The organism is Paenibacillus sp. WG02 (genome assembly GCF_055396115.1).
In genome coordinates, this window is record NZ_AP036016.1 from 4996361 (window position 1) to 5011087 (window position 14727).

Below are 14727 nucleotides of genomic sequence, written 5' to 3' on the forward strand. Positions count from 1 at the left end.
CCTCGAATTTATATAAGTAGGCCTTAATGTTGCAAAAATGGGGCTAGGAAACTTAAGACCGTGCAAAGCAAGTTATTGCAGCTTTTGCTTCCATTCGTATACTAGATTGAGCGCCTGCAAAGGCGTCATATTGATTAAATCAATCCCTTTCAGCTGGTCGAGCACCAGCTGAGACTTGCCGTCCGGCTGCTTCTTCTTGACGGACGTGTTTGCCGTGCTGTCCTCCTCGAAAAGGGACAGCTGCTGAACGGGGACTGCCGCAGGCGGGACGGCAGCCGTCGTTGCGGCGATCTGCGCAGCACCCGCCGCCCGCTCTTCAAACCCATTCAGCAGCTCATAGGAGCGCTGAATGATGTCCTCGGGCAGCCCTGCGATTTCGGCACAATAAATGCCGTAACTCGTACTCGCTGCCCCGGGAATGAGCTTGCGCAGGAAGGTCACCTGCCTGCCGCTCTCTTTCACAGCCATGCAGTGGTTGCGCAGATGCAAGAGGCTTTCTTCCAGATGCGCAAGCTCGTGGAAATGCGTCGAAACGAGCGTCTTGCAGCCGATCCGGTCATGCAGGAACTCGATGACCGCCTGCGCGATCGCCATCCCTTCCCCGGTCGAGGTGCCGCGGCCAAGCTCATCGATGATAACAAGGCTCTTGCTGGTCGCCTTCTCGGTCATCACTTGGATGTCCATCATCTCGACCATGAACGTACTCTGACCGCCGATCAGATCATCGGCAGCGCCGATCCGCGTGAAGATTCGGTCGGTGACCGGAATGCGCGCAGATCTGGCAGGTACGAAACAGCCGATCTGCGCCATCAGGCAGATCACAGCAACCTGCCGCATATAGGTACTTTTACCGGCCATGTTCGGTTCGGTAATCAGCAGAATGCGGCCCTCATCCAGCAGCAGGCTCGTTTCGTTCGCTATGAACGAGCCGTCTTGAATGACCGCCTCCACCACAGGATGGCGGCCTTCTTCAATCTCGAGATCGAAGCCTTCGCCGATCTCTGGCTTGCGGTAGTGATGCGCCGCGCTGACTGTGGCCAGCGACTGATAAACATCGGCGGTAGCGATCACTTCCGCCAGCTTCTGTAATCTGGAGATATGCTCGGAGATCCGGTCGCGAAGCTCCGTGAACAGCTCATACTCCAGATCAACCATTTTATCCTGCGCTTCCAGAATGAGCGCTTCTTTCTCTTTGAGCTCCGGCGTTACGTAGCGCTCGGCATTCGCAAGCGTCTGCTTGCGTTCGTAGCGGCCTTCCTGCAGCGCGGACATGTTCGCTTTGGTGACCTCAATAAAGTAACCGAACACTTTGTTGTAGCCGATTTTGAGCGACTTGATGCCCGTCGCCTCCCGCTCCTGACGCTCAAGCTCCGCGATCCATTGCTTTCCGTTCTTACTTGCTTCCCGGAGTTGATCTAAGTACGGCTGGTAGCCTTCGCGGATCATTCCGCCATCCCGAATAGATACAGGAGGCTCGTCCTCAATCGCGTTAGCAATCCACGACATAACATCCTCACAGGCATCCATATTTTCGACGAGCTTGCGTAGCGTTTCGGAGCCGGAAGCTGCACATACTTCTTGAAGCAGAGGAACCTGCTGCAAGGAGTGCTTAAGAGCGATCATATCGCGAGCATTCGCATTCCCGTAGGAAATACGAGCAACTAAACGCTCCAAGTCGTAGACTTCCTTCAACGCTTGCTTCACATCTTCTCTGATAATGAGCTGATTGTAGAGCAGATTAACTGCTTCCAGCCGCTCTTCGATGCGTGACACGCTCATGAGCGGCTTTTCGATCCAACGGCGCAGCATCCGAGCGCCCATCGCAGTTACTGTTTTGTCCAGCAGCCAAAGCAGAGAACCTTTTTTCGCGCGTTCACGCACTGTTTCTACGAGTTCAAGATTCCTGCGTGTAAAAGGATCCATCGTCATGAATTGATCGGGCTCATATATCCGGATATGCTTAACATGGGTCAATGCTCGCTTCTGCGTTTCTTTTAAATAAGCAAGCAGTAAGGCAACGCCTTGTCGGTTCACAGCTGATAAATTGGGCAGTGCAGCATCCTCAGCAAAATGCTCATCCAGCAGCTTTTCATCCGCTTGCGTCCATTCCGTCAGCACCGTAGTGCGTCCCCAAGTTAGACCAGTTTCTCGAATTGTTGTTAATAAGCCCTTATCCGTAATGATCTCCGATGGGTTGTATACATTAAGTTCGTCTACGACGAGTTCCCATGAGTTAGCAAGCCGTGTTGTATACAGCTCACCCGTTGAAATATCGCATGCCGTAAAGGCATAACCGTGTTCCTGACTCACTAGGGAAACGATGTAATTGTTGCTCGATTCGCCTAGAAGCTTGCTATCCATAACGGTTCCCGGCGTAACGATACGAACAATCTCACGCCGCACGACACCTTTGGCCTCAGCAGGGTCTTCAACCTGCTCGCATATGGCGACTTTATACCCTTTCTCGATTAACCGAGACATGTAGTTGTCCGCCGCGTGATGAGGGACACCGCACATCGGGATTTTCTCGTCGCCGCCGCCTTCTCTGCCTGTTAACGTAATCTCCAGCTCACGCGAGGCATTAATCGCGTCATCAAAAAACATTTCATAGAAATCACCCAGACGAAAGAACAAAAAAGCATCCGGGACTTGCGCCTTCACGGCTAAGTATTGCTGAATCATCGGCGTATATTGGGCCACCTTGCGTTCCTCCAACCAATCACTATATTCATTGACAAAATCTATGAAACTATTAAACTTCATTTTCATATGTTTGCAAAAAGCAAAAAGAATTTCAGAGGACGAGCCTCCAAAGACTGCTATTAATTAACTTTTTCCAATGAATTCTGAAATAAGAGTCTCTAAAGACTGCTATCCATCCACTTTAATTACTTTAGCCCAAATAGAAGCTTCTAAAGGCTTTTATCAAATCGAATTTGCTCTAATTTCCAATGATTTCTCGTTATAAGAGCCCCTAAAGACCGCTATCCATCAACCTGCATCACTTTTATGTAAAATAGCAGCTTCTGGAGGCTCTTATTCAGCTGTAAATGCAGCATCTAACTGCGAATCCCTATGCGCAGAATAAAACCATTTCAACTCTCTTATAGATTCACTATATAGATACAGTATTATAACATGATTTGCTCTTCAATAGCTTCTTTACGATGGTAGGGTGCAATTTTCCAAGCTTTGCGAAAATCAGCTCTTTCGTTCCAGGGTTCCATCGACGTGATTCTTGCTCGGAGACGATCCAAATCGGCAGCAAATAGGTCATATCCCTTCAGCTCCTCAATATCCTGCCAAAGCTTAGCAACTGTCGCTTGAAGCCGCTGCTTATCCCCGCGATAGTAAGCCGTTTGGATCTCCGGATCCTGCAAGGGCTGCCGAGGCAGCAGCCAATAGTTGTCTGCAATGAGCGAGGCCAGCGCGAACACACCGCGCGTAATATCAGGCGACTGCAGCCAGCTCGGCAGGGTGCGGTACTCGAAGCCCCCATGCGACTTCTTGCGGAAGTCGCCTAGGAAGCCGTATCGAGGGCGACGCTCCCGCGTCGTGTCGCCCTCGATCAAGATCAAAGGCAGCGCGAGGTAGTTATCGAGCGCGCGCAATAAATGCCCATTCAGCCAGCAGCGGCTGAAGTGGATATGTCCGCCGAGGGGGTAGCCCCCCACCGGCATGCCCCCCGAGAGCCACGAGAGGCTCTCGTCGTCGATCTTCCGCGCGGCGAGCTGCATCGTAGATCGCAGGTTCCTCGCCAGCTCGCGCGGGTCTGTGCTTGGCTGCGGGCGCAGCTCCGCCAGCGGTAAGATCACGCGATGCCCGCTGAGCACGACGGCATCGCAGCCGACTTCGCCATCCCGCGTCAGGAAGCGGTCGGCGAAGACGACCTTGCCCTGCGGGCTGAGCAGCAGAAACTCGGGGTCGCTGCCGAGCATCGCCCGCTCTTTGCGCTGCAGCTCTTTCGAGACGGCTATCTCATAGCGATCGATCGCCTGTGCGAACAACTGCGCCAGCTTCCCGTTCAGCTTGGGAACGGGATCCACGTCTAGTACTAAGGTGTGCCCGCTAGGCAATACACCTATGGTGACAAGACCATAGTCTAGGCCGAGCGCATAGACAGCTTTTACAGACTCACGGCTAGCCCTGCGGACATGAAAATTGGCACGATCTGGTGTCACTTCTATGTAGGCCGAGTTGGCATTTATTTGTCTTTGATTATAAAGAGCTTTCTCCGATAACAAGAGTGTTTCGTTCTTCTCATAAACAATCAATGTCTGCAAATGAAATACAGCAACCTTATATTTATGTGTGAATGCCAATCGCTCATCCTTTGCACTTCGGTTATTAGCCCAAGCTACAGTCTTGATGCCGTGCAATTGAAGCAGTTCTTCCCGCTTCTTACGCATCTGAGCCCTAAGAATAGCCCTGATGGGCTGCAGCGCCGGTTTCTGCGGCCACTCATCATGAGTTGCTCCCCAATGAATCACGACCTGGCCTCGCCAATCGACCGGCAGCTTAGATCCACTGGGTATACGGATTAGATTCGCAAGCTCCAGCGCGTCTTTTTCCTGTGCGTGCAGTAAGAATGTTTCCATCCATTTTTGTCCCTTCTCCGATCTCATTCCACCCTTACAGTCCCGATATCTGAACTACTGCCCATTTATTGAAATAAAACAAAAAAGAGGGCAAATGCCCTCTGCCGAACCTCTTTCACCCGCATACACTGGCGTATAAGATTCCTTAATCCAATCCATCCTCAAGCAGATCGGCATCGAGATCCTCGAAATCTCCATCGCCGCCGTCATCGAAATCCACATGCTTGTCGTCGAAGTCACTTGGACCATACGGGCTAACAATGACAAAAACTTTCGTTTCGGCAATGAGCTCGACTGAGAATTCACGTTCTACCCGAATGATAACGCTGTTGCCACTTGAAGAGATACTAGCTTCCACACAGTTAGGCTCTTGCGTCGCAACAGCAGAAACTTCGGCTGTCGTCGGCTTATGTTTTTTGTCCAGATAGCTTAGCCCAACGATTTCTACATAAGAAACGGTTTCTTTTGCTACGTCTGTTTTGGTGTTTCGATCGTAAGAATACCAGATGTTGATATCATAAGTACCAACTACCTCTACGCCCTCTCCGGATTGGATCGCCTCGAATTGGTTATTAATAATCCAAGCGCCCAATATACTGGTCGGAGAAAAGGGCGGAGTCACGGTATGACTTACATGCGAAAATTTGCGACCTTTACCGCAGACAGCTTTTGTTATGATCTCTCTGCTTTGCAAATCTTTATCTAATGACATCCTTTCAACCTCCTCCATACAATCATTCATTACAAGTGTATGCAGGACAGTAGTCTAGAGTGACAATTATTTTATATTATTTTTGCGATATAAAAATACTCATATCTTTAAGAGTCAACCCGCCTGTGGACGCTGTTTTTTTTGCTTTTTGGCTATAGATAAATATTGCATAAGCTCCCTGTTAAGCTGTAAAATGGCAGATCGCACCTCGAATTCTTCCCGGCTCTCGGCAAAGGCAGCTGTTTATAACGAGCATCCAGAGCTTGTAATTCTTTCTCCGCTTCACCCGTATAGTAATCTTCCTTAACCGATTGACTAATATCTTCAAGAATCGCAGCCACCCACTCCCCCTGCGGCAAGGTTTGATACACTTGGGCCACCAGATCGATCATCCGATGAATAGACTCCAACTGTTCACCCCTCATAAAGAAATACACCTGCAAATAGGGGTCTCCTCCGAAAATGAGTGTATTCTCCATCGTACGTTTTGCCAGTCCTGCCCCATGATTGATCTCTTCACTTACTTCCAAAAGCTCTTTGCCGTCCCATATTACGGTATTGTCTCTCAAATGCTTAGCCATGTTTACAAAAATATCCGAGAATAGCGACTCGATTCTTTGCTTATGCGCCTCGATCGCTTTATCCGTCTTAGGCATATAGGCGATGTTGATGAGTGTTGCTGTACCCAGTCCTACGAGCAGAAGTAATATTTCATTCAATACTGCCATCCATCCGGCAGACTCATAGGCGAAGAGATGCAGCATGACAACGGCTCCAGTCACAGCACCCTCTGTAATTCGCAGCCGATGCAGGATAGGGAACACAACGAGGATGAATATACCCACTACCCACACATGGAACCCTAATACCATAAAAAGAAGAGAACCAGTAAGAAGCGCGAGCATCGATGCTCCGATCCGATGAAGTGCACTCTGAATCCCTTTTTTCTTCGTCACTTCGATACCCAGAATAGCGAGAAGTCCCGCTGCCGCAGGCGATTTCACATCTAATACGTGCGCTAGATACATCGCTATAATGACCGCAAGCGCTGTTTTGAGCACACGAAAACCCATAGCTTTGTCACCTCTTTGCTGGTTTAACTATGGGCTAATTATTTCATTTTGGGCAAAAAGTGGCAAGTCTTATCGATGTTTTGTCATTCTTTTTTCCAGTTTGGACACAATTTGATACATGACTGTAGCCACAATCGCAATGACGAACAAAGTAGAGATGACCAGAGTAAAATTAAATACTTGAAAACCATATATAATTAAATAACCAAGCCCCATTTGCGAAACGAGAAATTCGCCTACGATCACACCGATCCATGCCAGACCTACATTCACTTTCAACGTCGAGACAATGGCGGGAAATGAAGCGGGAAGTATAGCCTTTAAGAACACTTTTCTCTGATTGCCTCCAAATAAAGTGACGACCTTTACATAATTGTGGTCCACCTCTTTGAAGCTCCCGTACACAACCAGAGTTGTGATAATAACGGTTATCGAAAGCGTAGTCGCAATAATCGAAAGCAAGCCAGGGCCCAAACCTACGATAAATAAAGGTCCAAGCGCTACTTTAGGCATACTATTCAGCACGACAATATAAGGATCAAGCACGCGGGAGAGAAACGGCGACCACCAAATCACAACAGCTAACGCTGTGCCGAACAAAGTGCCTAGTACAAAGCCGATAATGGTTTCAACGACCGTTACGCCCACATGCGGAAGGAGACTGCCATCAAGGAGTTTATCCCAGAGCAGCTTAAAAACTTTCGTTGGATAACTAAAAAGCAGCACATCGATCCACTTTAAACGGGCAACCACTTCCCAGAAGAAAAAAAACAACAGTAGGATAGCTAGTTGAACAAGCCTTACATAGTTTGTTTTCTTTTTCCTTACAGCCAAAAATTGCTGATGAACTTGTTGTGTAAGCATTTCGCCTGCATTTTCGTTGAGACGCGCCTGCTTTTGACCATCACTCATGATGCACGCCCCCAAACTCTTGCCAAATCAATCGAAAGAGAACATGGAAATCAGGCAGTTCCCGCGCTGCGAAAGGCACGGATGACCGAATTTCCTGCGGAATGATAAATTCTTTGCGAATTCGTCCCGGATTAGGATCCAGCACGATGATACGATCACTCATCGCTATCGCCTCAGAGATATCGTGTGTCACGAGGAGAGCCGTCTTTTTCTTCGCACGAAGCGTCTCTACAACCAAATCCTCCAGTTGAAGTTTGGTTTGATAATCGAGTGCGGAGAACGGTTCATCCAGCAGAAGCAGTTCAGGCTCTGTGGCTAATGTTCGAACTAACGCAACCCGCTGACGCATGCCCCCGGATAGCTGAGCGGGATAATAGTCTTTGAAGCCGAGCAGCCCCATCTCATCCAATAAATGAAGCACACCCTGTTTATTCTCTTTGGTTAACGTTCCTGTAATTTCTAAACCCATACAAGCATTGTCTTCGATCGACCGCCAAGGGAATAAATAATCCTGTTGAAGCATATATCCCACTCTTGTCGATGGGCCGTTTACGACTCCTCCCGCTACCGTCACCGTCCCCGCTGTCGGATGAATGAGCCCGGCTATGATCGATAAGAGAGTTGTCTTCCCACAGCCACTTGGACCGATCAGACTAACGAATTCACCGCGCTGGATTTCAAAATCAATCTGCTCTACAGCAAGTGTAGCTCGTTCCTCGGTCACATAAACTTGTGTCACATCTTTTACAGTCACAGCTGTCTCCATGTTCGTACTCCCCTCTTGTTCGATTCATCGACATGCCTAATGTTGATGACTACGGTTTTACGTTCGATTTTGCTTTTTCTGCGTACGTATTGTTCACTAGCTTTTTCCAAGCTACCTTTTCTTTCAACTCACCGGCAGAAGTCATCACATCTAGCAAATTGTTCCATTCTTGTTCATCAACAATACCATCCGTTGCGAATGATCCTTGATCCTTATAGCGCTTGACAACACTTTTTACAATTTCCACATCGATATCTTTAAAATAAGGCAAAACGGCATTCGTGATTTCATCCACACTTTTCGCTGCAACCCAAAGCTGCGCTCGTTGTACCGCATTAGTGAACTTCTGCACTGTATTTGAATTTGATTTCATGAAGCTTTGTTTCGCCATAAAAACCGTGTAAGGCAGGTGTCCGCTCTCCACGCCAAAGGAAGCCAAAACGAAGCCCTTGCCTTCTTTTTCAATAATGGAAGCTTGCGGTTCGAAGAGCTGCACATATTCCCCTGTTCCCGATGCATAGGCGGATGCAATATTAGCAAATTCGATATTCTGGATGAGTTGGAGATCCTTTTGCGGGTTGATATTGTGCTTCTTCAATGTGAACTCCCCTGCCATTTGAGGCATGCCGCCTTTTCGTTGACCGAGGAAAACAGAGCCCTTAAGCGAGTTCCAGTCGAACTTATCCACTTTCTTCCGGGCAACCAGGAAGGTACCATCTGTTTGTGTCAGTTGAGCAAAATTGATAACCGGATCATCCGAGCCTTGTTGAGATACGTAGATCGACGTTTCCGATCCGACTAAAGCTACATCAATAGCGTTTGACAGTAAGGCTGTCATCGTCTTGTCGCCACCTGGGGTGGTAGTCAATTCAACATCAAGTCCTTCATCCTTGAAAAAACCTTGTGATAAAGCCACATACTGCGGTGCATAAAAGATTGATCGCGTGACTTCACCAATACGAACCTTAGTGGTTTCTTGGCTTTTCGTTCCGCACGCCGAAACGATTACACTGAGAAGCAGGACGGCGGATAATGTGAATCCCCATCTTTTCCGATTGTTCATAGACGTCCCTCCGATAAAAGTAGTACTGTATCCTATGCAGGAGCCCAGAAGTCGGTTAATATTGATTTTCTGAAAATATGGAGGGTGGGCTATAGTGATTACCAATGTTGTAGTTACTACAACAATTCACACGCCAAAAGGCTATTTTGCAACTTTGAGTTGCATTTCGTACAACATTTTGAGCCCATTTGTTGCTAAATGCTCTAAATTGGGCCAAATTGTTGTACATTATGCAACATCGAAGGGTGAAAGGCTGGATCTTGGCAGCAATTGTTGTACTTTTTACAACATCATTCAAACCAATTCACGATTTTAAAAATCCACATTTATCCAATAGAACACAAAAAAGCAGCACCCCAAGGCCTTCCTGCCTCAAGATGCTGCTTTAAACATATTAAATACCGTAAACCGTTTGATACTTCTCTTCCAAATATTGAACCAGATAGTTAGGATTCAACTCTTCACCCGTCACATCGCGAATGATTTCATTCGGCGTCAAAAGCTTGCCATGTCGGTATACTTTGTCTGTTAGCCATTCCTTGATCGGCACCAGATTGCCTTCTGCAATCAAGCTATCGAAATTCGGAAGCTCTTTACGAAGGGTGTGCGTGAATTGCGCCGCGTACATATTACCGAGAGCATAAGATGGGAAATAACCAAATGCGCCGCCAGACCAGTGCACATCCTGCAGTACACCTTCGCCGTCATTCGCAGGAACCACGCCCAAATACTCCTCGTATTTGGCGTTCCAAGCTTTAGGCAGATCAGCTACGGCAATCGTACCGTTGAATAACCCTTTTTCCAACTCGTAGCGAATCATAATATGTAAGTTGTAAGTCAATTCATCGGCTTCAATGCGGATTAATGAAGGCTCAATATGGTTGATGGCGCGATAAAAGGAATCTAAGTCTACATCATCAATTTGCCCGCTAAACGTCGTTTGCAGCTCGCCATAGTAGCGACTCCAGAACTCTTTACTGCGGCCGATCACATTTTCCCAGAAGCGGGACTGTGACTCGTGAATACCCATCGATGTTCCTGTGCAAAGATTCGTACCTACTAAGTCTTTGGAAATATTTTGCTCATACAGCGCATGCCCGCCCTCATGAATCGTTCCAAACAAAGCGGACGTGATGTCATTCGGCAAATAGCGTGTTGTGATCCGAACATCACCTGGATTTAACGCCGTCGCAAAAGGATGCACCGTTTCATCTAATCGGCCCGCTTCAAAGTCATACTGCATTTGCTTCAAAATGGAAAGTGAGAACTTCTTCTGCTTGCTAATTTCAAATTGTTGATCCAAAAAGGATCGATTAGGCTGATTAGCTGAAGCTTGAATACGCTGAAGTAAGGGAACCGCTTTTTCACGCAGCGCACCGAATACTTCGTCCAATTTCTCAACTGTCATTCCCGGCTCATACATGTCCAGCAAGGTGTTGTATTTATTGCCCTCGTAGCCCCATAACTCGATAAATTCTTGGGTTGTCGCTACGATTTTCTCCAAATAGGGTTGGAACGAATCCCAATCGGAGTTATGTTTCGCATCTTCCCATGCGGATTCTGCTTGCGAAGTAAGGACAACATAGGCCTGATATTTCTCAGCCGGTATTTTTTTACTGCGATCATATTCTTTTTTGCATTCTACGACCATTTTTTTTGAAATGGCATCTAGCTTCTCAAGTTCGGAAGGCTGCATGAAAAAGTCCAAATAACTTCCCATCTCATCGGAAGTAGACATACGGAAAACTTCGGTGGATAGCTCTCCGACAACTTCGGAACGAGTTTCTATTCCTTTTTTTGGAGCGCCGGTACGCATATCCCAATAAATTAAGGCGATGGCCTCCTCATACTGCTTCATTTTGCGGACATAGGCCTTGAAAGATTCCAGCTTTGCTGGGGCTGCTTGCACACTCATGCTCTAATCTCCTCCCAAAAGTTTCTTATTTTATCATACTTCGTCCCCTACTCAGAATCAAATTTATGCTTGGGTATGATAAAATAATGACAAGCTTTCTGTAAGAAACCTTTTGTTCAACCATTCGAAGGAGATGACTCATATGAAAATCACGTTTACAGATACAGCTATTCATAGATTGACACCATTTGCTTCTGACCAGAATGAAACTATTTTAAAGCTAGTTTTTGATACAGAAGACTGCGGCTGCTCCGTGAACGGTGTGCCTACCCTTTGGCTCGTTTCCCAAGCAAATGCTGATGATCTTACCGCTGAAACCGAGACTTTCAAGCTCATTTATAAAGCCAAGGACGAGATCTTTTTTGAAGAAAACATGAAAATCGACTACCATGAAGGAAATAAATCCTATATACTTAAGAGTAATAATCAAATTTATAACGCGGGTATGAGCTTAGTCGACAAAAGATAAAGCTGCAAAAAATAAAGACAAGCAGCACATCAACTTACCTGGAGGGAAACCATGTCTTTAATTAGCGAAATCTTGAACTATAATAAGGAATTCGTAGAAACCAAGCAGTATCAAGAGTTTCTAACTACGAAATTTCCAGACAAACGGATGGTTGTTCTTACCTGTATGGATACACGGCTGGTCGAACTGCTGCCCAAAGCCATGAATCTTCAGAATGGCGACGCCAAAATCATTAAAAATGCCGGAGCGATTGTCTCTCACCCCTTCGGAAGCGTTATGCGGAGTATTATCGTCGCCGTCTACCAGTTAGAAGCGGATGAAATATTCGTTATCGGCCATCACGACTGCGGGATGACGGGATTAAATTCGGAGAGTGTGATCACGAAAGCAAAAAATAGAGGCATCTCCGATGATGTTATTGAGACCCTTGGACATTCGGGCATCGATTTGTCTCGTTGGTTAACAGGCTTTAATCATGTCCGAGAAGGCATCGAGAAAAGCGTTAACATCATTCGAAATCACCCCTTGCTCCCAAAAAATTTACCCGTTCACGGCCTCATCATGGATCCCGAGTCAGGTCGACTTGATTTGGTGGAAGTCGGTTATGAGTCAGACGGATCCAAGTCTTTGAAAGTAGACTGAGCTAGCCTAAAATCAAAACAAAGAAGCCTTTCAACTGCGAACGTGGAGTTGAGGGCTTTTTTTCTATGACATGTACACTCGAAGTGGGTCTCGTTTAAATGCCTTATTTGCTTCGAAATTAGCTCTTCAGTATTTCAATGTCAAGCTCACCGCGGCACTCGCTCAAATTAAGTGCGTTTTCCGCGCTAATCTCCGTCACCACTCGTCGAAAGCTCCGTTTCAAAAAGGGGCAGTCCAAATGAACAGGAGGAATTCCTGTTAAATTTCGCTCCGTATCGAAAAAAATAGAGGCCGCTCGCTAGGTTTTTAACCTTTTGAGTCAGCCTCTTGCTCATACTTTGTTACATTTTTATCGTTTTCACTAGACGTTTAGCGTCACCGTTAGGTGTTGCAACCACTTCATAAACGTTGATGCTGACATCGGAACTCAATTGTTCGGATTTGATATTGCCGAAATCAATGAACTGAACACCAGACATAATCTTCTGTTGCCCTGTGAAGTTCATAATTTTGGAGCTTAGCAATCTTCCTTCCGAGTCAACAACTTCAAAAGCAAGTGTTGAGAAGTTCGCATCCGTAATCACCTGCTCCTGCCTCTTCACATCCAAATCCATTCGTAACCTGTAAGCATAGGATGAATCTTTATTATATGTAGCACTAACCGAGTAATCCTTCAAGTCGATGGTGTATGGGTACAAGGAGATAGCACCCGTACTTGGTATTGGTTGAATGGCTGTTTTGTATGATCCTACCGTTAGGCGATTTGCATCATAGACATTAAGAGCGAGCTGGTCAGCTTTCTCGCTGGCAGGCAGCATGTAAGAATAACTCATCACATAACTTGTGTTTGGCGCAATGCTCTTCGCTATTGCTGATTGTCGAACGCCCGAGTAAGTGTAACCTTCTGCGCTTGTCAAATCCGTTTGGAAATCTGGTACGGTCAAAGACGCTGTTCCTTTATTTGTCAGCTTATACTTCGCAACAACTGTCTTAAACCCGAAGTCCGAATTCTCACTCATCCCAAACTCCACGAGGGATACATCGACATTCGAATCAATAAGATTACTTGCGGTAAGCTTAAATGGTGTGCCAAGAGTATACGCTTGTGCAGCTGCGTAAGAAGAGACCTCTCCACCGCTTCCTGCGCCAGCGAGTGTCGTTACAGAAACCGGTAAAGTTGCCACTTGCTTATTGCTGCTTGTGTCTGTAGTGCCGGTTCCTGTACTTGGCTGTGTCGTTGTTGATGCAGCAGTCTGTTTCTCAAGAACTACCAACTGCAGCGAATCCGTGTTCAACCCAGCAGGCAAAATGCCTGAGAAACGGAAAGTCGTTGACTCATTCGGTGATAAATACGACGTGCGTACGGCGTTGTCGCTAGAGGTAACAGCTACACTGCCTCGAAGTGCTTGGAACTCAGCCGATAAATTGGGTATGGTCACAATTCCATCGCTTTGATTCGTTAAGGTCACGTTGGCTTGCAAATGTAAACCATCCGATTGCTTACTAGCTGCTGCCCATGAGGTTGAGATCGTTAGTCCTTTAACATTCATGTTTGGATACTCCGTCTTTTCACCGATTTTACCAATGGCAAAAGACTTCGCTACATTCAAGGAACCCAAAACGGTTGTCTTTACCTTACCTTTTGGAGAGAAGAGCAAGGCCAAATCTTTGGTCTCAAGTGCTGCTGGATCCGCAGCTTGTAAGGTGGCTTTAACAGGCTGCTGAGGAAGCAAGGATTGCCCTTCCACTTTGGCTATCTGGGCACTGTATGTCAGCCCTTTGCTATCCTGGAAATTGTACTCAAGTCCATCCGGCAGTTTGAGCGTTGAACTACTTAGATTCTCAAGCAGCAAGTCGGTATATACCATCCATGCGCCGTCTTTATATACTTTATAGCTATTGCCTAATTGTGCCGTTACTAACGCATCATCAGCAAGCGTAGAGTCCAGCTCCTTCAAATTAAGAACCGTTTGTTGGAGCACGGATTGACCCGACTCCGCCAAAGCTGCCTCAACGGATAAAGCACCAATATCTTCCATCGCGTTATAATTCCATTCGAAAATGTCGACCTTTAATTGAGACGGTGTCAAATTCGTAGGAATTTCAGAAGTAAATTTGAAAGTGCCGGTTTCTCCCGCTTTCACACGCGCCGTTACTTTTTCACTCAGCTTCGCCGTGTAAGACACACCGTCCGAATCTATGACTTTAACCCCATAGTTATTGAAATCAACCGGAGAGCTGCTGTTATTGTTCAAGCCTAACGAGAAGCGCAGTGAGCCATCCTCAGCCCCCGCAGACAAGGTAACTTTGTCCAATGTAAAGTACACGGAATCACTGAGAAACACGCCTTCCTTCCCAGCAAAAGCCGATGTTGCAAAGGGGAATGTTAGGAAGCTTGCTGCGGTTAGCATTAAAGCCGAACGACTTAGCAAGCGTTTCATCTTTCGTTGTTGGTTCACAGGTAGTCCTCCTTAGAGTTTTGCTTTAGCAAAACTGGCATCGTAAGCATAATCTTAGAGTTTTCGTAGAAAACTTACTTCGTAAGCATCTACTGAGTTTTGCTTTAGCAAAACTGGC

10 protein-coding genes and 1 pseudogene are annotated in these 14727 nt (G+C 46.7%); 2 read left to right on the forward strand and 9 right to left on the reverse strand.

The features are described 5' to 3' along the window. Positions 1-72 precede the first annotated feature (72 nt). From mutS to ACBP55_RS22790, 8 genes and pseudogenes are all read right to left on the reverse strand, one after another. Positions 73-2700, reverse strand: a complete 2628-nt coding sequence (gene mutS / locus ACBP55_RS22755) for a DNA mismatch repair protein MutS (protein ID WP_464645155.1) — start codon at positions 2698-2700, stop codon at positions 73-75. 431 nt (positions 2701-3131) lie between these two features. Beyond that, a complete protein-coding gene (locus ACBP55_RS22760) occupies positions 3132-4598 on the reverse strand; it encodes a putative amidoligase domain-containing protein (RefSeq protein ID WP_464645157.1) in 1467 nt (488 codons plus the stop codon). Between the two features lie 145 nt (positions 4599-4743). After that, a complete protein-coding gene (gene cotE, locus ACBP55_RS22765) occupies positions 4744-5310 on the reverse strand; it encodes an outer spore coat protein CotE (protein ID WP_173190417.1) in 567 nt (188 codons plus the stop codon). A 114-nt stretch (positions 5311-5424) separates the two neighbouring features. After that, positions 5425-6383, reverse strand: a pseudogene (locus ACBP55_RS22770) (aromatic acid exporter family protein). A gap of 69 nt (positions 6384-6452) precedes the next feature. Continuing rightward, the gene (locus ACBP55_RS22775; protein WP_464653385.1) at positions 6453-7247 is read right to left on the reverse strand and encodes an ABC transporter permease; all 795 of its coding nucleotides are present in this window, start codon (positions 7245-7247) and stop codon (positions 6453-6455) included. A 40-nt stretch (positions 7248-7287) separates the two neighbouring features. Continuing rightward, positions 7288-8061: an ABC transporter ATP-binding protein gene (locus ACBP55_RS22780; RefSeq protein ID WP_464645159.1), complete on the reverse strand. Its 774-nt coding sequence runs from the start codon at positions 8059-8061 to the stop codon at positions 7288-7290. A 49-nt stretch (positions 8062-8110) separates the two neighbouring features. Next, on the reverse strand, positions 8111-9124 hold the full coding sequence (locus tag ACBP55_RS22785) for an ABC transporter substrate-binding protein (RefSeq protein ID WP_464645160.1): 1014 nt from the start codon (positions 9122-9124) through the stop codon (positions 8111-8113). A gap of 394 nt (positions 9125-9518) precedes the next feature. Continuing rightward, positions 9519-11039 carry a carboxypeptidase M32 gene (locus ACBP55_RS22790; RefSeq protein ID WP_464645162.1) on the reverse strand — a complete coding sequence of 507 codons (1521 nt, stop codon included), beginning with the start codon at positions 11037-11039 and terminating at the stop codon, positions 9519-9521. Between the two features lie 142 nt (positions 11040-11181). On the opposite strand from ACBP55_RS22790, the gene ACBP55_RS22795 reads away from it, so the two are divergent. Both ACBP55_RS22795 and ACBP55_RS22800 read left to right on the forward strand, forming a co-directional pair. Continuing rightward, positions 11182-11508 (forward strand): iron-sulfur cluster biosynthesis family protein, encoded by a 327-nt coding sequence (locus ACBP55_RS22795; protein WP_464645164.1) that lies wholly within the window; start codon positions 11182-11184, stop codon positions 11506-11508. A gap of 51 nt (positions 11509-11559) precedes the next feature. Further along, on the forward strand, positions 11560-12150 hold the full coding sequence (locus tag ACBP55_RS22800; protein ID WP_464645165.1) for a beta-class carbonic anhydrase: 591 nt from the start codon (positions 11560-11562) through the stop codon (positions 12148-12150). A gap of 341 nt (positions 12151-12491) precedes the next feature. Here the strand turns inward: ACBP55_RS22800 and ACBP55_RS22805 are convergent, their stop codons facing one another. Then, complete coding sequence (locus ACBP55_RS22805; protein WP_464645166.1) at positions 12492-14609, reverse strand: hypothetical protein; 2118 nt, start codon at positions 14607-14609, stop codon at positions 12492-12494. Between the last annotated feature and the right edge of the window lie 118 nt (positions 14610-14727).